The 23,513-nt window shown below is 68.3% G+C and carries 18 protein-coding genes, 1 tRNA gene and 1 pseudogene; 6 read left to right on the top strand and 14 right to left on the bottom strand.

Annotated features, from left to right (window positions below; translation table 11 throughout):
- Nucleotides 1-110, bottom strand: a pseudogene (locus MKK58_RS10800) (IS110 family transposase); the annotation flags it as partial.
- 219 nt (nucleotides 111-329) lie between these two features.
- Nucleotides 330-1,727: a leucyl aminopeptidase family protein gene (locus MKK58_RS10805; RefSeq protein ID WP_243912080.1), complete on the bottom strand. Its 1,398-nt coding sequence runs from the start codon at nucleotides 1,725-1,727 to the stop codon at nucleotides 330-332.
- Between the two features lie 163 nt (nucleotides 1,728-1,890).
- Between MKK58_RS10805 and MKK58_RS10810 the strand changes: the two genes are divergently transcribed.
- From MKK58_RS10810 to MKK58_RS10825, 4 genes are all read left to right on the top strand, one after another.
- Nucleotides 1,891-2,751, top strand: a complete 861-nt coding sequence (locus tag MKK58_RS10810) for a tetratricopeptide repeat protein (protein WP_243912081.1) — start codon at nucleotides 1,891-1,893, stop codon at nucleotides 2,749-2,751.
- 129 nt (nucleotides 2,752-2,880) lie between these two features.
- Nucleotides 2,881-4,611: a heparinase II/III family protein gene (locus MKK58_RS10815; RefSeq protein ID WP_243912082.1), complete on the top strand. Its 1,731-nt coding sequence runs from the start codon at nucleotides 2,881-2,883 to the stop codon at nucleotides 4,609-4,611.
- A 91-nt stretch (nucleotides 4,612-4,702) separates the two neighbouring features.
- The gene (purH, locus tag MKK58_RS10820) at nucleotides 4,703-6,301 is read left to right on the top strand and encodes a bifunctional phosphoribosylaminoimidazolecarboxamide formyltransferase/IMP cyclohydrolase (protein WP_243912083.1); all 1,599 of its coding nucleotides are present in this window, start codon (nucleotides 4,703-4,705) and stop codon (nucleotides 6,299-6,301) included.
- 60 nt (nucleotides 6,302-6,361) lie between these two features.
- The gene (locus tag MKK58_RS10825; protein WP_243912084.1) at nucleotides 6,362-7,741 is read left to right on the top strand and encodes a DUF2252 domain-containing protein; all 1,380 of its coding nucleotides are present in this window, start codon (nucleotides 6,362-6,364) and stop codon (nucleotides 7,739-7,741) included.
- Between the two features lie 55 nt (nucleotides 7,742-7,796).
- Here the strand turns inward: MKK58_RS10825 and MKK58_RS10830 are convergent, their stop codons facing one another.
- From MKK58_RS10830 to MKK58_RS10855, 6 genes are all read right to left on the bottom strand, one after another.
- Nucleotides 7,797-9,536 carry an MFS transporter gene (locus MKK58_RS10830; protein WP_409565236.1) on the bottom strand — a complete coding sequence of 580 codons (1,740 nt, stop codon included), beginning with the start codon at nucleotides 9,534-9,536 and terminating at the stop codon, nucleotides 7,797-7,799.
- A 365-nt stretch (nucleotides 9,537-9,901) separates the two neighbouring features.
- Nucleotides 9,902-11,596 carry a cation acetate symporter gene (locus MKK58_RS10835; RefSeq protein ID WP_243912086.1) on the bottom strand — a complete coding sequence of 565 codons (1,695 nt, stop codon included), beginning with the start codon at nucleotides 11,594-11,596 and terminating at the stop codon, nucleotides 9,902-9,904.
- Nucleotides 11,593-11,901, bottom strand: a complete 309-nt coding sequence (locus tag MKK58_RS10840) for a DUF485 domain-containing protein (RefSeq protein WP_243912087.1) — start codon at nucleotides 11,899-11,901, stop codon at nucleotides 11,593-11,595. Before MKK58_RS10840 ends, MKK58_RS10835 begins: the two co-directional genes overlap by 4 nt.
- 126 nt (nucleotides 11,902-12,027) lie before the next feature.
- Nucleotides 12,028-13,977 (bottom strand): acetate--CoA ligase, encoded by a 1,950-nt coding sequence (gene acs / locus MKK58_RS10845; RefSeq protein ID WP_243912088.1) that lies wholly within the window; start codon nucleotides 13,975-13,977, stop codon nucleotides 12,028-12,030.
- A 147-nt stretch (nucleotides 13,978-14,124) separates the two neighbouring features.
- Nucleotides 14,125-14,379 carry a hypothetical protein gene (locus MKK58_RS10850; protein ID WP_243912089.1) on the bottom strand — a complete coding sequence of 85 codons (255 nt, stop codon included), beginning with the start codon at nucleotides 14,377-14,379 and terminating at the stop codon, nucleotides 14,125-14,127.
- Nucleotides 14,380-14,448: 69 nt separating this feature from the next.
- Nucleotides 14,449-17,070, bottom strand: coding sequence for a PAS domain-containing sensor histidine kinase (locus MKK58_RS10855; protein ID WP_243912090.1), 2,622 nt, complete (start codon nucleotides 17,068-17,070; stop codon nucleotides 14,449-14,451).
- Nucleotides 17,071-17,271: 201 nt separating this feature from the next.
- On the opposite strand from MKK58_RS10855, the gene MKK58_RS10860 reads away from it, so the two are divergent.
- Nucleotides 17,272-17,763, top strand: a complete 492-nt coding sequence (locus tag MKK58_RS10860; protein WP_243912091.1) for a phasin — start codon at nucleotides 17,272-17,274, stop codon at nucleotides 17,761-17,763.
- A 178-nt stretch (nucleotides 17,764-17,941) separates the two neighbouring features.
- Nucleotides 17,942-18,295 (top strand): hypothetical protein, encoded by a 354-nt coding sequence (locus MKK58_RS10865; protein WP_243912092.1) that lies wholly within the window; start codon nucleotides 17,942-17,944, stop codon nucleotides 18,293-18,295.
- 180 nt (nucleotides 18,296-18,475) lie between these two features.
- Here the strand turns inward: MKK58_RS10865 and MKK58_RS10870 are convergent, their stop codons facing one another.
- The 6 genes from MKK58_RS10870 to MKK58_RS10895 all read right to left on the bottom strand — a co-directional run bounded on the left by MKK58_RS10870 (nucleotide 18,476) and on the right by MKK58_RS10895 (nucleotide 23,462).
- Nucleotides 18,476-19,135 carry a L,D-transpeptidase gene (locus MKK58_RS10870; RefSeq protein ID WP_243912093.1) on the bottom strand — a complete coding sequence of 220 codons (660 nt, stop codon included), beginning with the start codon at nucleotides 19,133-19,135 and terminating at the stop codon, nucleotides 18,476-18,478.
- Between the two features lie 173 nt (nucleotides 19,136-19,308).
- The gene (locus tag MKK58_RS10875) at nucleotides 19,309-20,115 is read right to left on the bottom strand and encodes a transglutaminase-like domain-containing protein (RefSeq protein ID WP_243912094.1); all 807 of its coding nucleotides are present in this window, start codon (nucleotides 20,113-20,115) and stop codon (nucleotides 19,309-19,311) included.
- Nucleotides 20,116-20,189: 74 nt separating this feature from the next.
- On the bottom strand, nucleotides 20,190-21,110 hold the full coding sequence (locus MKK58_RS10880; RefSeq protein WP_243912095.1) for a transglutaminase family protein: 921 nt from the start codon (nucleotides 21,108-21,110) through the stop codon (nucleotides 20,190-20,192).
- Nucleotides 21,111-21,248: 138 nt separating this feature from the next.
- Nucleotides 21,249-21,755: a response regulator gene (locus MKK58_RS10885; protein ID WP_243912293.1), complete on the bottom strand. Its 507-nt coding sequence runs from the start codon at nucleotides 21,753-21,755 to the stop codon at nucleotides 21,249-21,251.
- 235 nt (nucleotides 21,756-21,990) lie between these two features.
- The gene (locus MKK58_RS10890) at nucleotides 21,991-23,172 is read right to left on the bottom strand and encodes a transglycosylase SLT domain-containing protein (protein ID WP_243912096.1); all 1,182 of its coding nucleotides are present in this window, start codon (nucleotides 23,170-23,172) and stop codon (nucleotides 21,991-21,993) included.
- Between the two features lie 213 nt (nucleotides 23,173-23,385).
- Nucleotides 23,386-23,462: transfer RNA gene (locus MKK58_RS10895), tRNA-His, on the bottom strand.
- Nucleotides 23,463-23,513 lie beyond the last annotated feature (51 nt).

The following is a 23,513-nucleotide window of genomic DNA, read 5'->3' on the forward strand; positions in this document are numbered from 1 at the left end:
ATGCCGGTCGGGGTGTTGTCACACCGGAGCGGTTTGGCGGCGGGATGGAACCCGAGGTCGAGGACGTGCTTGCCGACGTCGATGCCGGCCACCGGTACGAGGCTGAGCATGGCGGATCCTGTCCTGTACGCGGGCGCCCGCCGAGGCGGGACCCAACCGACTGTTCGGACTACGCAAGACAGGGCGTCCGGGATCGTGCCGATTGACGGTCGTATCACGCGGCGGAACGACAGCCCGCGTGACGGACCTGGAAATCGTAAGACCGCCGGACGCCCAAGCCGTATCAAACCACGGCCAGCCCTCAGGTACAGGAAACCGGATGCCCCGCGTCAGGCCTTCGGGTAGCGGCGGGACAGGAGCGCGTGGACGAGGCGCGCCGTCTGCACCTCGCCGCCTTCCGGCCGCCCCGGCTTCGTGGACGGGTTCCAGCCGTAAAGGTCGAAATGCACGTGGGCCCGCGTGGTGGGGGCGAAGCGGCGCAGGAACAGCGCCGCCGTGATCGCTCCGGCGAAGGGGCCGCCCGAGACGTTGTTCAGGTCGGCGACCTTCGAATCAAGCAGGCTCGCGTAAGGCTTGTGCAGCGGCAGGCGCCAGACGGGGTCGGCGCAGGCCGCGCCGGCCTCCGAGACCGCATCGGCGAGGGCATCGTCCTCGGTGAAGAAAGCCGGCAGGTCCGGCCCCAGGGCCACTCGCGCAGCGCCCGTGAGGGTCGCGAAGTCGATCAGGAGCTCCGGTTTCTCGGCATCCGCCAGCGCGAGTGCGTCGGCGAGGATGAGCCGGCCCTCGGCATCGGTGTTGCCGATCTCCACCGTGAGCCCGGACCGGCTGCGGATGACGTCCCCCGGCCGGAAGGCTTCGCCCGAGACCGCGTTCTCCACCGCCGGCACGATCAGGCGCAGGCGCAGGCGAAGCCCCGAGCCCATCACCATGTCGGCGGCGGCGAGGGCGGCCGCGGACCCGCCCATGTCCTTCTTCATCAGGAGCATCGCGCTCGACGGCTTGATGTCGAGGCCGCCCGTGTCGAAGGCGACGCCCTTGCCGACGAGCGTCACGCGCGGCGCGTCGGCCGGTCCCCAGGTCAGATCGATCAGGCGGGGCGCGCGCGGCGACGACGAACCGACCGTATGGATGAGGGGGAAGTCGCGGGCGAGATCGGCACCCGACACGACCGAGACGCTGGCGCCGTGACGCATCGCGACGGCGCGGACCGCCGCCTCGATCTCGGCGGGTCCGAGGTCGTTGGCGGGGGTGTTGACGAGGTCGCGCCCGTTGGCGACCGCGGCGGCGATCCGGGTGAGGGCCTCGGCATCGACGCCCTCCGGTGTCACGAGGGCCGGGCTCTCCGGCCCCGCATCGCGGTAGCGCCCGAAGCGGTAGCTGCCGAGGAGCCAGGCCAGCGTCGCTGTGGCGGCATCGAACCCTTCCGCTGCGGAAAAGCGGTAGGTGCCCGGCGGAAGTGCCCCGGGGAGCTTGCCCGCCAGCATGCGGTCGCCCCCGTCGCCGAGCCCGAACAGGACGCCGCCGAGCCGGCCGTCCGGCGCCGGAAGGAGGGCGAGCCGGCCCGCCTTCGGGGTGAAATCCGCCGCGCGGGCGAACGTCGCCTGCGGGCCGGGCAGGGCGGCCTCGACCGCCGGCCAGGATTCGGCCGTGACGCAGGTGATTGGCACGCCGATGTCAGCGCCGGACGGGCCGTTAGCGGGAACGAGACGGGACAGGGACTGAGTCATGTGGCTCGCGGAGGGCAGGATCGGGACGAGGTTAACGGCGGGTTAGGGTTAACCGTCTATCACCACCCGGTCGGGAGGGCGAAGCGCGCCTCCGATGAGACACACCGATCACAAACCCGGACCCATGGGGCGCACGTTCCCGTCGGCCGTCGCGGAGCGCGTCATGGTCACGCCGCTGTTGAACCCATCACGAACCCGGACCACCGGGCTGCTGATCACCATCCTGGTGGCGAGTGTCGCCGCCGGGTGCCAGTCGCGCTCGCCCGAGACCACCGGGTCCATCGGGGGGATGTCCCTGCCGAGTTTCGGCAAGCCGCAGAACCCGGCGGTGATCGGCCGGCGTGAGGTCGACAGTCTCGGTGAGAAATATGCCGCCGATTCCGGCGACGTCACCCTCGCGCTGCGCTATGCGCAAGCCCTGCGCGCGACCAACCAGAAGCCGCAGGCGGTGGCGGTGCTTCAGCAAGCGGCCCTGCGCAACCCCAAGAACAACGCCGTGCTTGCGGCTTACGGGAAAGCGCTCGCCGATGTCGGCCGCTTTCAGGAAGCCGCGGAAGTGCTTCAGAACGCCCATACGCCGGCCCGGCCCGACTGGCGCGTCCTCTCGGCACAGGGGGCGGTGGCCGACCAGCTCGGCGATCATGCCCGCGCGCAGGCGTTCTACGAGGCGGCCCTGAAGATCCAGCCCGACGACCCCGTCATCCTCTCGAACCTCGGCCTGTCCTACGCGCTCGGCCGGCAGTTGCCGCAGGCGGAGGCAACCCTGCGCCGCGCCGTCGTTCAGCCCCGCGCCGATGCGCGGGTTCGGCAGAACCTGGCGCTCGTCCTCGGCCTTCAGGGTAAGTTCGCCGATGCCGAGGCGGTTTCCAGCACCGATTTGTCCCCGGATGAGTCCGCCGCCAACACCGCCGCCCTTCGGGCCTTCGTGGCGCAGCCCAATAGCTGGAAGGCGCTCAAGGCCTCCGAGTCCAGGGCGGCCAAGCCCGTGCGCGCGGTCGCGGCATCGGCCAGGGCTGCCGAATGAGAACGTCCGAGCATGGACGGAGCGCCGGATTTGCGGTTAACCGCGCAGTCGGATCAACGGTCTCGCTTCGGGGAGCGGCATCCGGCGTAACGCCCGGCGGTCGGGTTCGACGCCGGAAGGGGAGAACACGTGCGCTGGGGGGCTGATCGCTGGCGTTTCTATCGGCTCATCGGGCGCGAGATCACGCGGTCCGTGCGCGACACCTATGCGCGCCTGACCGGCCGACCCGACATCCTCGCCCGCGCCCGCGTCACGGGCCTCGTGATCGCGCCGCACGACCTGCGCACGAGCGACGCCACTTTCGCGGACGACATCTATGCCGGCCTGTTCGTGTTCGCCGGCCGCTCGTTGTCGGTGAGCGGGCGCTCGCCCTTCGATTACGCGCCGCCCTCGCAGGAATGGGCCGACATCCTCTACGGCTTCGGGTGGCTGCGCCACCTGCGCGCCGCCGACACGGCGCTGGCGCGCGCCAATGCCCGCGCCTTCGTCGCCGACTTCATCGCCGGACGGGGCGATGCCGCGCTCGCCCGGCCGACGCCGGTCGCGGCCCGGCGGCTGATCTCGTTCCTGTGCCAGTCGCCCCTCGTGCTCGAGGGCGCGGACCATGCCTTCTACCAGGCCTTCCTGAAGGCCCTCGGCAAGGCGGCGCGCGAACTCGAGGGCGATCTGCGCCGGGGCATCTCGCCCCAGACCCGGCTCCTCGCCGCCGTGGCCCTCTGCTATGCGGGACTGTGCTGCGAGGGAATCCAGCCGATCCTCCGGCGCTCCACTCGCATCCTGGTGCGCGAACTCGACCGGCAGATCCTGCGGGACGGCGGTCATCGCAGCCGCGACCCGCGCTTCGCGATGGAACTGCTCCTCGACCTGCTGCCCCTGCGCCAGAGCTTCCTCTCGCGCAGCGTCGATCCGCCGGAAGCCCTCCTCCACGCCATCGACCGGATGCTGCCGCTGCTGCGGCTGCTGCGGCACCCCGACGCCTCGCTCAGCCACTTCAACGGCATGGGCGCGACGGCGGCCGATCATCTGGCAACGCTGCTGATCTATGACGGCGCTCTCGCCCAGCCGATGATGCACGCTCCGAATTCCGGCTACGAGCGGATGGAGGGCGGCCGGGTCCTGGTGGTGGCGGATGTCGGCGCGCCGCCGCCGCTTCCCGATTCGATCAATGCCGGCGCCGGCTGCCTGTCCTTCGAGATGTCGAGCGGGCCCCAGCGCATCGTCGTCAATTGCGGATTGCCGGCGAGCGGCCCGGAACTGCGCAGGCTGGCCCGCAGCACCGCCGCCCACTCCACCGCGACGGTGGCCGACACCTCCTCCTGCCGGTTCCTCGTCGGCGGTGGCGCCTGGTACGAGCGCTGGGCGGTGCGCTGGCTCTCACACCGGATCGGCCCGGTGATCCTGCGCGGTCCCCGCGCGGTGAAGTCGGAGCGGACCAGCGAGGACGGCGCCAGCATCCTGGCTGCGCGCCACGACGGCTATGCCCACGAATTCGGGGTGCTCCACGAGCGCCGCTGGCGCCTCGCGGCCGGCGGCCAGGTACTCGAAGGCGAGGACGCTTTCGTGCGTAGCGCGGGCACTAAGCGCGGCAAGGTTCGGCGCCAGGAGGTCGCGGTACGCTTCCACCTGCACCCGGCCATCGCGGCGCGCGGACTGGACGACGGCCGCATCGAGCTCAGCCTTCCCATCGGCGAGGTCTGGCACTTCGGCGCCGAGGGCGGCGAGATCGCCCTGGAGGAGAGCGTCTACTTCGCCGGGCTGACCGGCGCGCGACGCACCGATCAGATCGTGATCTACCTCTCCGTCGCGGACGATACCCGCGTCCGCTGGGGCTTCGCGCGATCCCAGAACCCGGCGGGCTGACGGGCGGCTGGCCGCAGCGCACCATTCCGTGGTAGGCGCGCGCCAGTTCCCTCGTCGCAGTTCCTTCGTATTTTGCCTCGGACGAAACGCCATGTCGCATGACCAGGTGCGGGTCACCCGCGCACTCCTCTCCGTCTCCGACAAGGCCGGCCTCGTCGAATTCGCCACCGCCCTCGACCGCCTCGGCATCGCGCTGGTCTCCACCGGCGGTACGCACAAGGCCCTTCGCGCGGCCGGGCTCACCGTTGCCGAAGTCGCGGACCTGACCGGCTTTCCCGAGATGATGGATGGCCGCGTGAAGACGCTGCACCCCGGAATCCATGGCGGATTGCTCGCCGTGCGCGACAACCCGGAGCATCAGGCGGCGCTGGCCGCCCACGGCATCCGCGCGATCGACCTCCTGGTGGTCAATCTCTACCCGTTCGAGGAGACGGTGGCGAAGGGAGCCGGCTACGACGACTGCGTCGAGAACATCGATATCGGCGGTCCGGCCATGATCCGCGCGGCCTCGAAGAACCACGCCGACGTCGCGGTCGTGGTCGATGTCGGCGACTACGCCGCCGTGCTTGCCGAACTCGAAGCTCACGGGGGTTCCTTAAGCGAGCGCACCCGCCGGCGCTTCGCCCAGAAGGCCTATGCCCGCACGGCCGCCTACGACGCCGCCATCGCGAACTGGCTCGCCGGCCAGATCGAGCCGGACCCGGCGCCCGCCTTCCGCGCCTTCGGCGGCAGCCTCGCCCAGTCACTCCGCTATGGAGAGAACCCGCACCAGGGCGCGGCCTTCTACCGCTCGCCCGGCCCAGCCCGGCCCGGCGTCGCCACCGCCCGCCAGCTCCAGGGCAAGGAACTCTCCTACAACAACCTCAACGACACCGACGCCGCCTACGAGTGCGTGGCCGAGTTCGACCCGGCCCGCTCGGCTGCCGTGGCGATCATCAAACATGCCAATCCGTGCGGCGTCGCCGAGGGGACGAGCCTCGCGGAGGCCTACGAGCGCGCCCTGAGCTGCGATCCGACCTCCGCCTTCGGCGGCATCGTCGCCCTGAACCGGACGCTCGACGCCGAGGCCGCGCGCCGGATCGTCGAGATCTTCACCGAGGTGATCATCGCGCCCGACGCCACCGAGGAGGCCATCGCGATCGTGGCCGCGAAGAAGAACCTGCGTCTGCTGCTGGCCGATGGCTTGCCCGACCCGCGCGGGCCCGGCGAGACCGTGAAGACCCTCTCGGGCGGCCTCTTGGTGCAGGCGCGCGACGCCGCGGTGGTCGACGACATGCCGCTGCGCGTGGTAACGCGGCGCGCGCCGAGCCCGCAGGAATACGCCGATCTGCGCTTCGCCTACCGGGTGGCCAAGCACGTGAAGTCGAACGCCATCGTGTATGCCCGCGAAGGGGCCACGGTCGGCATCGGCGCCGGGCAGATGTCGCGGGTGGATTCCTCCCGCATCGCCGCCTGGAAGGCGGCGGAGGGCGCCCGGCGCCTCGGCCTCCCCGAGAGCCTCGCGAAAGGTTCGGTGGTCGCCTCGGACGCGTTCTTCCCGTTCGCCGACGGGTTGATCGCGGCGGCCGAGGCCGGCGCCACGGCGGTGATCCAGCCCGGCGGCTCCATGCGCGACGCCGACGTGATCGGGGCTGCCGACGCGGCCGGCCTCGCCATGGTATTCACCGGACACCGCCATTTCCGGCACTGACCCTCTCGCCGGAACGCGGACGCGCGCCAGCGCTTGCCGCATCGACAAGGCTACCCCACCATGACCGACACGAACATTCCGACCAGCCGCGAAGAGCGCCGTGCGGCCGGCAAGCGCCTGCGCGAGCAGGTCTCGCGGGAGTCGCACGGCCAGTGGCGGCCGGACCCGGCCCGCGATCCCCTCGCGATCCTGCGCGCGGGCGATCAGGGCCGGCTCCAGCCGCTGATTCCGCTCCGCTACGAGCGGATGCGCGAGAATTCCTTCGCTTTCCTGCGCGGGGCCGCGGCCGTCATGGCGGCCGACCTCGAGGGCGTTCCGGTCCCGGGCATCCCGGTCCAGGCCTGCGGCGATTGCCACATCGGCAATTTCGGCGTCTACCGCAGCCCCGAAGGCCAGACCCTGTTCGACATCAACGACTTCGACGAGACCCTGTGGAACGTCGACTTCACCCTCGACGTGAAGCGGCTGGCTGCCAGCGTCGCCGTGGCGTCCCTTCCGCGCGGCGAAGAGAAGGCGCGCCGGGCCGCCAAGGCCACTGCCTGCGCCTATCGCGAGCACATGCGCGACCTCTCCAACCTGTCGCCGCTGGCGATCTGGCACAGCCGCATCGACCTCCACCACGAGGTGGGCCGCCTCGGCGACGGTGACCTCTGCCGGCGGCTCCTCGCGGAAGCCGAGACGGAGAACGCGGACGGCTTGAGCCGGGGTGATGCGCCCAAACTCGCGACCGCGCCCGACGAGGCCGCGCCCGCCGCCTGGCGCATCGCCGACAAGGATCGGGTGATCTTCCACGAGGGGGATCACGGGCTCACGCAGGCCGTGCAGGACGCGGCCGCCGCGCTCCTCGCCTACCCGCACAGCCTCACCGCCGATCGCTGGACCCTGGTGTCGCGCTACGCGCAGCGCGACGTCGCCTTCAAGGTCGTGGGTATCGGCTCGGTCGGCCTCGTCTGCGCCGTCGCGGTCTACGCGGATGCCGATGGCGCGCCGCTGTTCCTGCAGATCAAGGAGGCGCGGCCGTCGGTGATCGGCCAGCACGCCCTGCGCCCGTTCTCCGTGGCTTCGGAAGGCCAGCGGGTGATCGACGGCCAGCGGATCATGCAGGCGGCGAGCGACCTCTTCCTCGGCACCGCGTTCTCCGACGCGAGCGGACGCTCCTACTACGTGCGCCAGCTCAAGAACCGGAAGCTCTCGGCCGTGGCCGAGATCCTCGCCGAGAGCGGGGCCAAGGCCTATGCCCGCCTGTGCGGCACCACGCTCGCCCGGGCGCACGCCCGCTCCGGCGACGCGGCGATGATCGCCGGCTACCTCGGCAAGGGTTCGGCCTTCGACGAGGCGATCGCGGATTTCGCGATGGCCTATGCGCGCCAGAGCATCGCCGACCACGCTCTGCTGCTGGAGGACTTCCAGACCCAGCCCCCGAACGACGGCGCCCAGTGAAACGAAGGAGGGCCCCGCCTTGCGGCGGGGCCCTCCGGCAGGGTGCTGTCCGCGTTCAGCGGGCCGGCGCCTCGTCGTAGGTGAAGATGTCGCGATCCTTGGTCTCGGGGATGAACAGGGCCCCGATGATCGCGGTCGCGACCGCGATGACGATGGGGTACCAGAGGCCGTAGTAGATATCGCCGGTCTGGGCCACCATCGCGAAGGCGGTGGCCGGCAGGAGGCCGCCGAACCAGCCGTTGCCGATATGGTAGGGCAGGGACATCGAGGTGTAGCGGATGCGCGTCGGGAACAACTCGACCAGGGCCGCCGCGATCGGGCCGTAGACCATCGTCACGTAGAGGACGAGAATGGTCAGGATGCCGATGATGGTCAGCTTCTGCACCGAGAAGATGTCGATCATCTTGGCGAAGTTGGTCAGGCCGTCCTTCGGATCGATGACGATCTTGACGATGCTGGGGTTGTTCGCGGCCGGGTAGCCGGCGGCGGTGAGCGCGGCACCCACATCCTTGGCGAAGGCCGGGTCGGCGGCGGCGAATTCCTTGCCGGCGACCGTCACGGTCGCTTTGGTGCCGGGGGCCACCGGCTCGGTGGTGTAGTTCACCGCCGACCGGGCGAGCAGCGCCTTGGCGATGTCACACGAATTGGTGAACTTGGCGGTACCGACCGGATTGAACTGGAAGGAGCAATCCGCCGGGTCGGCCTTGACCACCACCTGCGTGTTCTGCTGAGCCGCGTGCAGGGCGGGGTTCGCCGCCGCCGTCAGCGCCTTGAACAGCGGGAAGAAGGTCAGCGCCGCGATCACGCAACCGCCGAGGATGATCGGCTTGCGGCCGATCTTGTCCGAGAGCGCGCCGAAGAACAGGAACCCGCCGGTGCCGAGGATGAGCGACCAGGCGATGAGCACGTTGGCGGTGAACTGGTCGACCTTCAGGATCGTCTGCAGGAAGAACAGCGCGTAGAACTGGCCGGTGTACCAGACCACGGCCTGACCGGCGGTGAGGCCGAGGAGGGCAAGGAGGGCCCACTTGGCGTTGCGCCACTGGCCGAACGCCTCCGAGAGCGGCGCCTTCGAGCCGGTGCCCTCTTCCTTCATCTTCTTGAAGGCCGGGCTCTCCTGCATCTGAAGGCGGATGAAGACCGAGACGCCGAGCAGCACGATCGAGACGAGGAACGGGATGCGCCAGCCCCAGGCGGCGAACGGGGTGATGGTGCCGGCGGTGCCGTCGGCGAGCGTGGTGGCCACGGGAGCGTAGTTGGCGTTCACGTAAATCTGGGTGAACAGGATCACCATCAGCGACAGCAGCAGACCCAGGGTCGCGGTGGTCTGGATGAAGGCGGTGTAGAAGCCGCGCCGGCCGCGGGGCGCGTGCTCGGCCACGTAGACTGCCGCGCCGCCGTACTCACCGCCGAGGGCCAGCCCCTGCAGCATGCGCAGAGCGAGCAGCGCCACGGGCGCGACCCAGCCGACGCCGTACTCGTTCATGGTCGCGTAGGAGGGCAGCAGGCCGACGACGAAGGTCGAGATGCCCATGATCAGGATGGTGACGAGGAAGGTGTATTTGCGGCCGACCATGTCGCCGAGGCGCCCGAAGACCAGCGCACCGAACGGGCGGACGAGGAAGCCGGCGGCAAAGGCCAGCAGGGCGAACACGTTGCGCGTGGCTTCCGGATAGGCCGAGAAGAACTGCGCGCCGATGATCGCGGCGAGCGACCCGTAGAGGTAGAAGTCGTACCACTCGAAGACGGTACCGAGGGACGAGGCGAGAATGACTTTTTTCTCGCCGGCGCTCATCGGCCGTGAGGCCGATTCGCTGACGGGCATTGCGCTCGACGCAACCATGAGACGTTTCTCCAGAAATTTTCTAGCCCAGGCGTTCAGTCGCCCGTGGCATGTTGGACCAGCGCGCAAGACTAGGTCGATCGGACGGCACGGCGTCTCGCCCGCCGACCTGTGCAGGGTGCGCGGACCGGGATGCTAAGGGAGGCCTTGTGCTTGCCCAATAGCGAAAGACGGCGCCGAACTACCGAATTCAGATATTTTTGAGCATTCAACCAACTATATTTTTCCGCTCGGCCGGGACTAACACGCCGTCTAAAACGTAGAAGGGCGCGACTCGCGCCGCGCCCTCCCGGAAAACCGAACTTCGCCTCCGCGAATTAGTGGGCGTGCGCCCCATCGGCGCCGATGCCGGTCTCCGAGCGGACGAACTGCGCGTCGAACAGCGCACGCTCGCGCTGAGCTCTGCGGGTGTTGTCGAGCTTCGAGACGACGAAGATCGTCAGGAAGGCCAGCGGCATCGAGAACAGGGCCGGGTTGTCGTAGGGGAAGATCGCCACCGGGTTGCCGAAGGTCGTCACCCAGACCGCCTTCGACAGCACCACCATGCCGACCGCCGCGATGAGGCCGACGAGGCCACCGATGAGGGCGCCCCAGGTCGTGGTGCCCCGCCAGAGGATCGACATCGTCAGAACCGGGAAGTTGCAGCTTGCCGCCACCGAGAAGGCGAGGCCGACCATGAAGGCGACGTTCTGGTTCTCGAAGACGTAGCCGAGATAGATCGCCACGATGCCGATGACGACGGCTGCGATCTTGGAGAGCCGCACCTCGGCGCCCTCGTTGACGCGCCCGCGGGCGATTACCTGGGCGTAGAGGTCGTGGCTGACCGCGGAGGCGCCGGCGAGGGTCAGGCCGGCGACCACCGCCAGGATGGTCGCGAAGGCCACCGCCGAGATGAAGCCGAGGAAGTACGGGCCGCCCACGGCATTGGCGAGGTTCACCGCCACCATGTTGGTGCCGCCGATCATGCCCTTCAGCTTGTCGAAGGCGCCGGCCGCGTCGAGGGTGAAGTAGGCCGGGTCGGACATCAGGAGACTGATCCCGCCGAAGCCGATGATGAAGGTGAGGATGTAGAAGTAGCCGATCAGGCCGGTGGCGTAGAACACCGACTTGCGGGCGGCTTGTGCGTCCGACACCGTGAAGAAGCGCATCAGGATGTGCGGCAGGCCGGCGGTGCCGAACATCAGGCCGACGCCGAGCGAGATCGCCTCGATCGGGTTCGACACGAGGCCGCCCGGTGCCATGATCGCATCACCCTTGGGGTGGGTGGCGACGGCGGCGGCGAACAGAGTCTCGGGATTGAAGCCGTACTTGTAGAGGACCGCGCCGGCCATGAAGGTGGCGCCGCCGAGCAGCAGGCAGGCCTTGATCACCTGCACCCAGGTGGTCGCCTTCATGCCGCCGAAGGCCACGTAGACGATCATCAGCACGCCGACGATGATGACGGCGTAGAGGTAGGGCAGGCCGAACAGGAGCTGGATCAGCTTTCCTGCGCCGACCATCTGGGCGATCAGGTAGAACGCCACCACCACCAGGGTGCCGGTGGCCGAGATGATGCGGATCGAGGTCTGGTCGAGGCGGAAGCTCGCCACGTCCGCGAAGGTGAACTTGCCAAGGTTGCGCAGGCGCTCGGCGATGAGGAACAGCACGATCGGCCAGCCGACGAGGAAGCCGGTGGAGTAGATCAGCCCGTCGAAGCCCGAGGTGTAGACGAGGCCCGAGATGCCCAGGAACGAGGCGGCGGACATGTAGTCGCCCGCGATGGCGAGCGAGTTGGTGCCGGCCGAGATGCCGCCGCCGGCGGCGTAGAAGTCGGCCGCCGACTTGGTGCCCTTGGCCGCCTTGTAGGTGATGCCGAGGGTGAAGAGCACGAAGAACGCGAACATGCCGATGGCCGGCCAGTTCGTCGCCGACTGCTTGACGGCACCGAGATCTGGCCCGGCGGCGAAGGCCGCCGTGACGGCGACGACGGCAAGGGTGCCGCCGAGGACGATGGGATGCTTGAGGCGGTTCATCGGCCGACATCCCGCTTGAGGGCGGCGGTCAGGTCGTCGAAGCGGCCGTTGGCGCGCTGGACGTAGATGCCGGTGAGGATGAAGGCGAATACGATCACGGCCACGCCGAGGAAGAGGCCGAGGGACGCGGTGCCGCCGCCGATCTTGACGGCGAGCAACGCCTTGTCGAAGGCGATGAGGCCGATGAAGCCGAAATAGATCAGCAGCATGAGAATGGTGAGCGTCCAGCCGAACCGCGTGCGTTCGTGGACGAGCGCCTTGAAGTTCGGGTTCTGCGCGACGCGCGCAGTCTCGATATCGGACATGACATGACCCTCCCGGGGAGCCGCCTCTTGGCGGACCGGCGTCCCGTTACGATGAAGCTTGGATGCTGGCATGATGGCGCGCGGCCTGCCCGAAGGAGGCCGCGCGTTCGAGAAACCCGACGTCGTTCAGTGCGTCCGGTTCTGCCGATTCTCGATGAGGTCATCGACCACCGCCGGTTCGGCGAGCGTCGAGGTGTCGCCCAGGGACGAGAACTCGTCCTCGGCGATCTTGCGCAGGATGCGGCGCATGATCTTGCCCGAGCGGGTCTTGGGCAGGCCCGGGGCGAACTGGATGAGGTCCGGTGAGGCGATCGGACCGATATCCTTGCGGACCCAGGTCACGAGTTCCTTGCGCAACTCGTCGGAGCCCTCCTCGCCTTCCATCAGGGTCACGTAGGCGTAGATGCCCTGGCCCTTGACGTTGTGCGGGTAGCCGACCACGGCCGCCTCGGACACCTTCGGATGCGCGACGAGGGAGGATTCGACCTCCGCCGTGCCCATGCGGTGGCCCGACACGTTGATGACGTCGTCGACGCGGCCGGTGATCCAGTAATAGCCGTCCGCGTCCCGGCGGCAGCCGTCGCCGGTGAAGTAGTTGCCCGGGTAGGTCGAGAAGTAGGTCTGCTCGAAGCGCTCGTGGTCGCCGTAGACCGTGCGCATCTGGCCGGGCCAGGAATCCTTGATGCAGAGGTTACCCTCGCACGGCCCTTCCAGGGTCTTGCCCTCGGCGTCGACCACGATGGGCTGAATACCGAAGAACGGACGCGTGGCCGAACCGGGCTTGAGCTTCGTGGCGCCGGGCAGCGGCGTGATGAGGATGCCGCCGGTCTCGGTCTGCCACCAAGTGTCCACGATAGGGCAGCGGGATTCGCCGACCACCTTGTAGTACCAGTCCCAGGCTTCCGGGTTGATCGGTTCGCCGACCGAGCCGAGGACGCGCAGGGATGCCCGTGAGGTCTTCTTCACCGGGCCTTCGCCGCCGCCCATGAGCGAGCGGATGGCGGTCGGCGCGGTGTAGAAGATGTTGACCTTGTGCTTGTCGACGACGTCCCAGAAACGCGAGTTCGAGGGGTAGGTCGGAATACCCTCGAACATCAGCGTCGTCGCGCCGTTCGCAAGGGGCCCGTAGACGATGTAGGAGTGGCCCGTGACCCAGCCGACATCGGCCGTGCACCAGTAGACCTCACCCTCGCGGTAATCGAAGACGTACTGGTGCGTCATCGATGCATAGACGAGGTAACCGCCGGTGGTGTGAACGACGCCCTTCGGCTGGCCGGTCGAGCCGGAGGTGTAGAGGATGAAGAGCGGGTGCTCGGCCTCGACGGGCTCGGCCGGGCAATCGTCCGTCACCTGTGCGGCGGCCTCGTCGTAATAGACGTCGCGACCGGGCTCCATGGCGATCGACGAGCCGGTCCGGCGCACGACCACGACGTGGTCCACGCTGTCCTTCGGCAAGCGGGCGATGGCGGCGTCGACATTGGCCTTCAGCGGCACCTTGCGGCCACCGCGCAGACCCTCATCGGCGGTGATCACCATCTTCGAGGCGCAACCCTCGATGCGTCCGGCCAGCGAGTCCGGCGAAAATCCACCGAACACGATGGAATGGATCGCGCCGAGGCGCGCGCAGGCGAGCATCGCGTAAGCGGCTTCCGGGATCATCGGCAGGTAGATCGTGACCCGGTCGCCCTTGGCCACACCGCGATTGCGCAGCACGTTGGCCATCTTGCCCACTTCGGAGTGAAGCTGGCGATACGTGATGTGCTTGGACTCGTTCGGGTCGTCGCCTTCCCAGATGATGGCGACCTGGTCGCCACGGGTCTCGAGATGGCGATCGATACAGTTGTGCGCGACGTTGGTGCGCCCGTCCTCGAACCACTTGATCGCGATATTGCCGGGCTCGAAACTGGTGTTCTTCACGCGCGTGAAGGGGGTCATCCAGTCGATACGCTTGCCGTGTTCGGCCCAGAAAGCCTCCGGGTCGCTCACGGACGACTGATACATGGCCAGATACTTCGCGTCGTCGACGTGGGCGCCCTCGCTCCATGCCGAACGGACTTCGACCACCTTCTCGTCCATCGCTTCTTCCCTGTCGGTGCCCGATCGTATCGCGACTGTTCACGCAGCCGGGTCTTCCGAATACCGTCTTAGGCACAAGGACATACCGGCGGCAAGCACGGATCGGGAAAGTTCAGGGACAGATAGGCAATTTTGTTCACGCGCGCTTTAATTGCACCCAATGCAGATTCCGGTCTCCACCTTGCGGTCGATCGCCTGCTGCTTTCGGGTGGAATCCGAGACGCGGTTCTCGTTGGGCGCTCCCCCGCCGCCCGGCGGCTTCGTCACGCCGGTCGAGGTGATATTTTGAAACTGGCCGGCCGAGCCGAGATTGGCGTCCGGCGGCAGGCGCCCGGCCTCCTGCGCCTGGGCGGCGAGGGGCAGGGTCAGCGCGAAGGCGAGGGTGAGGATCGAGGCACGCATCGGAATCTCCATGGCTGGAGGTCCAACGCGAAGGCGGGGCGTGGGTTTCCGCGCCCGCGAGGTTCGGGCTCAGGCCCGCTTGGTTGCGGCGGCACCGGGAAAAAGCATCTCCACCAGGGTGCCCTCGTCCCGTCGGCTGTCGATGCGGAACCGCCCGTGATTGGCCTCCACCAGGGCCTTGGTCAGCGGCAGACCGAGGCCTGTTCCCTTGCGAAGGCCGTCCTTCTCGATCTGTCGGAACGGCCGCAGCGCCCCCTCCACCTCCTCGGCCGTCATGCCGATACCGGTATCACGCACGCGAAGCGCAATCTCGCCGCGATCCGCCATGCTGGTTGAGACGATGACCTGTCCGCCGGCCGGCGAGAACGCTATGGCGTTGGCAATGACATTGAGGGTGGCTTGCCGCACCGAGCGCTCGTCGGCCATCAGGATCTCGAGGTCGGCGGAGAAGCTGGTACGCACCACGATGCGCTCACGGGCGGCCTGGGGCTGGAGTTGCGCGACGCAGCGCGCGACGACCTCATTCAGCGGGATCGGTGCCACGCTCAGATCGAGGTGCCCGGCCTCGATCTGCGCAAGTTCAAGGAGGCCGTCCACGCGGTCGAGCACCTGGGTGCCGGAAGCGTGGATCTCCCGCAGAGACCCGCGGTAACGCTCGGACCCTAGGGGACCATGCGGCTCGCCGAGCATGCGGTCTGCCAGGGCCAGAATGGCATCGATCGGCGTTCGAATCTCCTGGGTCACCTGGGCGAGGAATTCCAACGGCTGCCGGCGCACAACGCTCTCATTTCCGTCGGCGTTCGCATCCTCTGCCTCGTGTCGACTCCGGGTGATGGCGCGCCCGATCACGGCGCAGAGGCGGACCGGCCCATCCCCGTCCATCGGGAGGACCTTGACCCGCAGCGCGATGCCGGTGGCGCGCGCCATGACGGCGGCGTCCACCGGCTCGGAGCCGGGCTCCGCGTGCAGGCGCGCTAGCAGGTCGACCGCGTTCTCGGGTGCGAACAGGCCGAGGAAGCTCGCGCCGACGATCTCGCGGGCATCCAACCCGAAGGTCGCGGCGGCGCTGCGGTTCAACGCCAGGATGCGAGCCTGCCCGTCGAGGGTGGCGATTCCGTCATCGAGCCGGTCCAGCACCGCGATCGCCTCGGCGCCCCTGCGGCCGGCGAAATCCTGTGCGAGCGCATTGGCGGCGCTGGCGCGGAAGGCATCGCTCGATTCGGAATCCCGTGCGAGGAGCAACTCGGCCGGTTGCCCGGCCCAGTCGAGGACGGAATGCTCGATGAGCGCGCCGAGTCGGCCGCCATCGCGGGCCGTGAGAACGACCGGGGTGTCGCTCTCGACCCGGGTATGCGGCATCAGACCGCCGAACAGCCGCTCGATCCCCCCGGCCGCGTCGAGCATCGCCGTGTCCGCATAGCCGGTCAGATCCAGGAGGCGCCGGTTGGCGAACAGCACGGTATTGTCGCGGTAGACGAGCACCCCGGCTGGCAGGCGCTCCAGGGTCGCCACCATGGCTGCGTCCGGGCTCACCGCATCGACGCTGCGGGAGGCCGATGCCGGGAACGGCATCACCGCGCAGGGCAGGCCGCGCTCGAGTGGCGCTGCACCCGCGTCATCGCCGGCAAATCGAGCCCCGAGCGCCCGTGCGATCTCGCGGAACGCCGCGTGCTCGTTGCTCGAGAGGCTCGGGTCGGCCGTGGATGCACTGGTCTCCTCGTTGGCCTCGATCGTCGGGGGCGAGGCCAACGGCTCTTCGGTCTGCTCCGCCTCCACGGACTGATCCTGCATCACGGTCGGCGCAGCCTCGGGGCCCTCACCGATCGCCTCGGGCTCCGCGACCGGCGGATGCGCCTCCGCCGGCGCCACGGATCGGACCTGACCGAAGCCGCGAAAGCCGCGACCGGACCGGTCGACCGGCGATCCGGAGAGTTCCAGTTCGAACACGCTCGCGTCGGCCGCGATGAGGGTCACCGGAATTGCCCGGAAGGTTCTGGCCTCGGCCAGGGCCGCGAGCAGCCCCTCCGCGTCCCGTAATGTCTCGGTGTCCGAGAGCGCCCGCCAGGTCCGACCCAACATGCGTTCGCGTAAGGGATCGCCCGGTGCCCGTGAGAGATCCGACACTCTGCCGTCCGCATCGCTCTTCCAGGTAAAGCGTCGGAACAGGGCGTCGGGATCCTCGGGAAGGTCCGGCGCTGCCGGAACGAGGGCCACCGCGTCGGGCGAATCCGCGAGCGGACCCGGCCGGTCCGACACTTCGATAGGTCCGGACGTCGGGAGGGTCCGCAGACGGGGCAGGGGGGTGGCGGCGAGCAGGATCAGGGCTTCGATCCCGTCCTCGGTCCGCGCGCGAAGGATCGTGACGAGGGCCGGCGGCGCGATCCGTCGCGGATCGATGTGAAGACGCAGGAGAAGTGAATTGCCGAGACGCGGCCGTGCACGCTGGATCTGGGCTCCAAATCGCAGCGTCGGCAAGAGGCGTCCATGCGAGTCGGAGATTGCGCGACGCAGGCCTGTCGCTGCCTCAGAAGCATGCACGATGCGCTCGCCCGCCCCGTCGAGCACGAGGAGCACTGCCTTCGAATCAGTCATGCGGGATGCCAGAGCCGAATCACCCTCGGCAGCACGCCGGATCAGCGCCGTCGCCGCGTCGTTCTTCAGCACCGCCTCCCATCCGATCTTGTTCAACATCCGAACCCGTTTCGCGTGACGATTCCCGAGACGTGACGCCCTTTTTACTGCGTTGCAGCCCTCCCGGAAGCCATCGAGGGGGATGAAGCGCGTTTACCTGTTGTCAACCTTAATGCGCCCCAGCAGGGTGGCATAGGGCTGGAGCTGTGCTATGTTGCAGCGCACAACAAGCCATTAACAAGTGTGAACAAGGAGAGGACAATGAGCAGCACCCCGAACTACGAAGTGCCCGCCGAGATGCGCGATTTCGCCGAGAAGAGCGTCGACCAGGCGCGCAAGGCGTTCGATTCGTTCATCAGCGCCGCCCGTCGCACGGCCGACACCGTGCAGGGCTCCGCCGAGATGGCCCGCACCAACGCCCAGGACGTCTCCGCGCGTGGCTTCGAATTCGCCGAGCAGAACGTGACGGCCGCCTTCGACCTGGCCCAGAAGCTCGTCCGCTCGCGCGACCTGCAGGAGGCCATGCAGCATCAGGCGGAGTTCGTCCGCAGCCAGTTCGCCGCGATCCAGGCTCAGGCCAAGGAGTTCGGTGGTCTGGCGCAGACCGCGATGCAGCAGAGCGCCGAGAAGGCCAAGGGCGCCATGCAGGAGACTGCCGAGCACGCCCGCAAGGCGATGGAGCAGGGCACCGAGGCCGCCCGCAAGGCCGGCAGCGATGCCGAGCAGGCCATGCGCAACGCCACCAACTCCTGATCCGAGCCGCGGCGCCGCCCCGGCGGCGCCCACCTCGCAGCCCGGTCCGCTCGCGCGGGCCGGGCTGTTCCGTTGTGCGCACCCGCGCTTGCCCCGGACGGTCGGGTCTCCTAACCCTGGCCGCCGAACCGCCGCGCTTCCCCTTCGAGGCCGGCATTGTCGAGAGGGGTGAAACGCCATGCGGCGCATCTACCGAATCAGTCTTTTCCTCACGGTCCTGGCGAGCCTCTTCGGTGCTCAGGGTGCGAGCGCGCAGTACTACGACGACGGCTACGACCGGCCGCCGCCGCGTCGCTACTACGACGACCGCCGCCCGCCGCGCCCGGATTACCGGGATGACGGCTATGCCCGGCCGGCGCCCCGCCGCGAGGTTGGCCTAAACTGCGATGCGGTCCAATCCGGCCTCAGCGGTCTGCAGCCCTATTCCTGCCCGCTGCCCGGCCCGCGGCCGCTCGGTGCCCGCTGCTTCTGCAACATGCCGATCGCGCCCTTGAGCTCGCCCCAGACGGCGGTCGGGCGCGTCGTGCCCTGATTCACGACACGAACGGCAGCGGTCGCCGCGCGACGCGCGGGATCGGTGCCGGGGCAAAGCCATCCGTGGAATGCCGATCCGTTGAGGTCATGTCGGCGCTGCGGATTAAACGAAAGACGCCGCGCCTTCCGTTGGGAGTGCGCGGCGTCTTTCGCTCGCAATGTCTGTCTGGAGCTGGGTTCAGTTCAGGACGACGACCTTGGCCCCGACCTTCACCCGCTCGTACAGATCGGTCACATCCTCGTTGGTCATCCGGATGCAGCCCGAGGAGACCGCCTGACCGATCGTATCCGGCTCGTTCGAGCCGTGGATGCGGTATTCGGTGTTCCCGATATACATGGCGCGGGCGCCCAGGGGGTTTTCGACACCACCGGCCATGTAGCGCGGCAGGTCGGGACGACGCGCGATCATGGCGGCCGGCGGGGTCCAGGACGGCCATTCCTTCTTCGCCGTCACGGTCTTGACGCCGGACCACGTGAAGCCGGGGCGGCCGACGCCGACGCCGTAGCGGATCGCCTCGCCGTTCGGCATCACGAAGTAGAGACGGCGCTCGGCGGTCGAAACCACGATGGTTCCCGGCTTGTAGCTGCCGTTGAAGGCAACGATCTCGCGCGGGATCGGAGCGACCTGTGCCTGGGGTGCCGCCTGCACACCCTGGCCGACCGTGCCTTGGTAGCCGTAGGGATCGTCGGTGGCCCGACCGTAAGCGTAGGCCGGATCGTTGCCGTAGTCATCGGCGGCGTTGCTGCCGAAAGGATCGTAGGGATTCGCGAGAGCAGGGCTCGCGGAGAGTGCGCAGACACCGAGTATGCCCGCCAGGGCAGTCGCCAAGGTCTTCATCGTGGATACCTTACCTGTGCCGTAACCTTTGCTATACAAGCGTAAGCGTAGGCAGGTGGTTCCATCGCACCTTGACGATTTCGTCATCTTCGTGGCGGCACGCCTCGAAAGCACCGCCAGTCGGCCGATCGCACCACACGCTGGTGCGATCCGGCTGCTGCGAACAGGGCTCTTCAGTAGACCTCGTCGGTGTGCACGTCGAAGCGGGCGAGGTGCGCGTAGCCGAAGTTGGTGGTGATCGCCACGTCGGTGGCGTCGCGCCCGCGCGCCATCACGATGCGGCCTATGCGGGGCGTGTTGTGGCGCGCGTCGAAGGTGTACCAGGTCCCGTCGAGATAGACCTCGAACCAAGCCGAGAAATCCATCGGATCGGGCACCGGCGGGATGCCGATATCGCCGAGATATCCCGTGCAGTAGCGGGCCGGGATGTTCATACAGCGGCAGAACGCGACGGCCAGATGCGCGAAGTCGCGGCAGACCCCGTGGCGCTGCATGAAGCCGTCCCAGGCCGTGCGGGTGGCGTCGGCGCACATGTAGTCGAAGCGGATGCGATCGTGGACGTAGTCGCAGATCGCCTGGACTCGGGCCCAGCCGGGCTGCGTGCCGCCGAACAGCGACCAGGCCGTCTCGGAGAGCTTGTCGGTGTCGCAGTAGCGGCTGCCGAGGAGGAATACGAGCACGTCGCTGGGCAGGTTCTGGACGTCGATCTGCTGCGCGTAGGGTGCGTAGACGTCGGGCTGCCCGGAATCCTGCACCACGAAATCCGCCGAGATCGTCAGACGGCCCGGAGGGGTGACGATGCGGGTGCAGATGTTGTCGAAGGTATCGCGGTAATCCTGGTAGGGGATCGGCGGATCGAAGTTGATGACGTGCGGCGTCAGCACATCGGGCATCCGCGAGGGGTGCACACTGAGTGCCAGGATCATGGGCGTCGGTTGAACCGATTCGAAGGCGATGTCGAACCCAGTCCTGATTTTCATGACAACCACCTGATCCTGTCGAGAAACACACGCCGCGCTTCTGCTTGCCCGCGGGTCCGGCCGCGGCCGATCTGTCAACGCACCAGTTTCGGCTCCGCCGATCCCGGCACATCGGGGCTTGGTTCGATCTCATCGACCTGAACGTTCACCGTCATGCCGAGGTCGTCCGCAGGGAAACCGAAGAACGAACCATGCAACGGCACCGCCTGACGGGGATCGCGGGCGACCGCGACACGGATCAGGTCGCGATTGCCCACGATGCCGTTGGTGGGATCGAACTCGATCCAACCCGCCCCCGGCAGGTAGACCTGCACCCAAGCATGAGTCGAGCCACCACCCACGTGACGGTTGCGATCCCCCCGTGGGTTGTAGAGGTAGCCCGAGACGAAGCGCGCCGCCATGCCCAGCGCCCGCACGGCCTCGATCATCAACACCGCGAAGTCGCGGCATGAGCCGCGCTTGAGCCGCAGGGTGGTCACGGGGTCCTGCACGCCCTTCTCGGAACGCGCGAGGTACGCGAAGTTGCGGCGAACGCTGCGCGTCATGTCCGCGAGGAGGTCCTGCGTGCCGATGCGGCCCTCGGCGGGCACGAAGCTGCGTGCCCAGGCATCCACCTCGTTGCGAGGGTCGGAATACTGGCGCTCCATCGCGCGGCTGAGATCGGGAATGTCCTCCGCGCTGTAGCCGAAGGGGTAGTAGGCAGCATGCGCCGAGATCGGGAAGACCGGAGCGGATTCCGGCGTATGGTCGAGGGTGATCGCGCACTCGAAGGTCAGCTGCGCGGCGCGGCCCGTGAACGACGCGACCGCGACGCAATTGCCGAACACGTCGTGCAGCCAGCGCAGACCGCTCGGCTCGGGCGTGATCTTGAGCGTCGCCGCGATCAGGCGCTGGTCGTAGCTGTCGCGCGGGCGGAACAGGATGCGATGCTCGCCGAACGCCACGGGCTGGCGGTAGCGGTAGGTCGTGACGTGGCGAACGGAGAGGATCGGCAAGGCGGGTAGGCTCCACCGCGCGGCAGGCGCGGGCGTGTCGGCACGGACGCTGGCCGAACACGATGCAAGAGGTGCGCCGGGGTCTCAGGTCGCCCAGCGCGTGAGTGCTTCGTGGGTCGTCCCCGCGAAACCTTTGGGTCAGGGAACGATCGGTTGCCGTTCCGTGGTGGCGCGCTCGGCCTCGACCAGCAGATCGAAGGGCCGCCACGGCTTCGGGATGAAGACCGCCTGCGGCGGCAGGTTGGCGGGCCGTTCCGCCCGCCGGCCGGAGGTCACCACCATCCGGGCGGTCGGCCAGAGCAGGGTGATGGCTGCGGCGAGCTGCAGTCCGTCCATCGGTCCCGCGAGACGGACGTCCGCGAATACGAGGGCGACGCGCCCGCCCTGTTCCTGCATGATCGCGAGGGCGGCCTCGGCATTGTCGCAACCGATGACGCTGAGATCCGTATCTCCGAGGAGCGCCTCGGCGAGCTGCCGCGTGGCCTCGTCGTCTTCCACCACCAGGGCCACCCGGTCGGATTTGACGCGTGCGGCCGGCTCGGGCCGAACGTTGCGAACAAGGGTGGCGAGGTGCTCGGGCACCCCCTCCGCGATGAGATCATCGTAGAAGGCGGCCAGCGCCTGCCCGATCCGATCGAGGGACAGGCCCGGACTTAAGGTGTCCAAGGGCGCAGCCGGGCGGACGGACGAGGATCGGTCCGGCGGGGTGCCTTTCAGGTCCGGCAAGCGAGGCCTCCGACAGGTATGCTCGTGACGCGCCCCCATGGGCCGCACGGACATTAAAGCCGGGACGCGACGGTCAGTTGCCAGAAATCATCCCACCGCGCGACAGCCATGTGCCTTTTCTCAAGCGCGTGGCATTTCTCGAGGGCGCGGTCCGTCAATCCACGGCGGCGTCGGCATAGGCCATCACGCCGGCCACAGAGCGTACGTCGCGGTAGCGGGCGCCGCGCGCGCTCATCATGGCCTCGAACTTCTCGTGGACCTGAGCCACCGAGAGGCTGATGGCCTTCCGGCGCCCACGCTGTGCGGCGAAGAAGATCGACTTGTTGGCGCGTGCCGGGCCCGGCAGCATCTGGGCGGCGGCGGTCTTCGGCTTGTCGACGACGGAGGCCAGGAAATCCTCGGCGTCGTCGGGGCCGAGGAAGTGGGCGAGATAGACCTCGCCCAGGGTGAGTTCGCGGCCGATGCGCAGGGCGATGCGGGCGGCATCGCGCTTCAGCATCTCGCCGGCCATCAGGGCCGAGAGGTAGGGGTCGCGGCGCATCTCCAGGATGCGGGTGCGCTCGGCCGCGTCCGCCACCGTGGGACGGCCGTTATCCCCCGAGACGACGAGGGCCGCGTCACCGGCGAGACCGTATTTCGGCCCGAAATCCCGGATCACGCCGAGCCAGGTCCGCTCGATGAACTGATAGAGCCCCGTCGCCGAGGAGGTTTGGGCCTGCACTTCGGTCTTGAAGCTGGATTCCTTGTCCGCCACCGCCATGAGCAGAACGGGGTCGGTCTCGACCGCCTGCGCGGCGCGAATGATCTTCTGGACGAGGTGGCGGCGGATCCGCATCGGGCCGAACTCGAGGACGTCGTTCGGGTCGCCGACCGCGCTCTCGGTCAGGAGGAAGTCGTAGGAGACGCGGTCCACCGCGTTCGAGCCGAGCTCGGTGTCGAGATCGTGGACCGCCGCGAAGGCGGAGGAGGCGGTCATCATGGCGGGCGCCGCCGGTGCGGTGGGACTGGCCTTGAGGACGACAGAGACCGGCTGGACACGCGGCTTCGGCATCGTGATCTCGGTCATCGCCTGAGCCGACTGGACCACCCCCGCCTCGGGTCCGATCCCGTAGGACACGATGGCGCCGAGGCCACCGGCCAGGAGCAGCATCGAGAGGACCGAGCGGGTGAGGGCGGGGCGGCTGCCATGAGCGCTGCCGACCCGGCCGGCCAGCATCAGGGCGTCGGAGGTGTTGGGCGCGGCCCGCAGGCTCGAACCTGCGACGAGGAGCCCTTTGGCGAGATGTGGGCCTTTGGCGAAGACGGTCCGTGACGATCCGACGTTTCGACCCTGCATCTGTGCGACCCAACCCCGTTCCCTGGCGACGGATTGAGATTAGCTTGACAGATGTGGCGACAACACGGCCCAGTTTGGGGCAATCCCGTGGCAAGTTCGCCACGGTGTCGAGAGCGTTTCGGCACATCGCCGACGGCAATGGCACGCCCAAACGTAGAAAGCGGCCATGCGAGGCATGACCGCTGCAACGTCGTCACGATGTGGGAAAGACAATGGTACCACTGCCCCGGCTCGAACGGGGGACCTCTTGATCCACAATCAAGCGCTCTAACCAACTGAGCTACAGCGGCACTGCGGGCGATCTATCCCGAGCCGCGCCGCATTTCAAGCCGCCTTCGGCG

Origin of the sequence: Methylobacterium sp. J-078 (assembly GCF_022829285.1) — a bacterium.
In the GTDB taxonomy this organism is placed as follows: domain Bacteria; phylum Pseudomonadota; class Alphaproteobacteria; order Rhizobiales; family Beijerinckiaceae; genus Methylobacterium.

Excerpts from the sequence above, each read along its gene's own strand:
- MKK58_RS10805 (WP_243912080.1), bottom strand. The coding sequence starts at position 1,727 with ATGACTCAGTCCCTGTCCCGTCTCGTTCCCGCTAACGGCCCGTCCGGC.
- MKK58_RS10810 (WP_243912081.1), top strand. The coding sequence starts at position 1,891 with ATGGTCACGCCGCTGTTGAACCCATCACGAACCCGGACCACCGGGCTG.
- purH (WP_243912083.1), top strand. The coding sequence starts at position 4,703 with ATGTCGCATGACCAGGTGCGGGTCACCCGCGCACTCCTCTCCGTCTCC.
- MKK58_RS10825 (WP_243912084.1), top strand. The coding sequence starts at position 6,362 with ATGACCGACACGAACATTCCGACCAGCCGCGAAGAGCGCCGTGCGGCC.
- MKK58_RS10830 (WP_409565236.1), bottom strand. The coding sequence starts at position 9,536 with ATGAGCGCCGGCGAGAAAAAAGTCATTCTCGCCTCGTCCCTCGGTACC.
- MKK58_RS10835 (WP_243912086.1), bottom strand. The coding sequence starts at position 11,596 with ATGAACCGCCTCAAGCATCCCATCGTCCTCGGCGGCACCCTTGCCGTC.
- MKK58_RS10840 (WP_243912087.1), bottom strand. The coding sequence starts at position 11,901 with ATGTCCGATATCGAGACTGCGCGCGTCGCGCAGAACCCGAACTTCAAG.
- acs (WP_243912088.1), bottom strand. The coding sequence starts at position 13,977 with ATGGACGAGAAGGTGGTCGAAGTCCGTTCGGCATGGAGCGAGGGCGCC.
- MKK58_RS10850 (WP_243912089.1), bottom strand. The coding sequence starts at position 14,379 with ATGCGTGCCTCGATCCTCACCCTCGCCTTCGCGCTGACCCTGCCCCTC.
- MKK58_RS10855 (WP_243912090.1), bottom strand. The coding sequence starts at position 17,070 with ATGTTGAACAAGATCGGATGGGAGGCGGTGCTGAAGAACGACGCGGCG.
- MKK58_RS10860 (WP_243912091.1), top strand. The coding sequence starts at position 17,272 with ATGAGCAGCACCCCGAACTACGAAGTGCCCGCCGAGATGCGCGATTTC.
- MKK58_RS10865 (WP_243912092.1), top strand. The coding sequence starts at position 17,942 with ATGCGGCGCATCTACCGAATCAGTCTTTTCCTCACGGTCCTGGCGAGC.
- MKK58_RS10870 (WP_243912093.1), bottom strand. The coding sequence starts at position 19,135 with ATGAAGACCTTGGCGACTGCCCTGGCGGGCATACTCGGTGTCTGCGCA.
- MKK58_RS10875 (WP_243912094.1), bottom strand. The coding sequence starts at position 20,115 with ATGAAAATCAGGACTGGGTTCGACATCGCCTTCGAATCGGTTCAACCG.
- MKK58_RS10890 (WP_243912096.1), bottom strand. The coding sequence starts at position 23,172 with ATGCAGGGTCGAAACGTCGGATCGTCACGGACCGTCTTCGCCAAAGGC.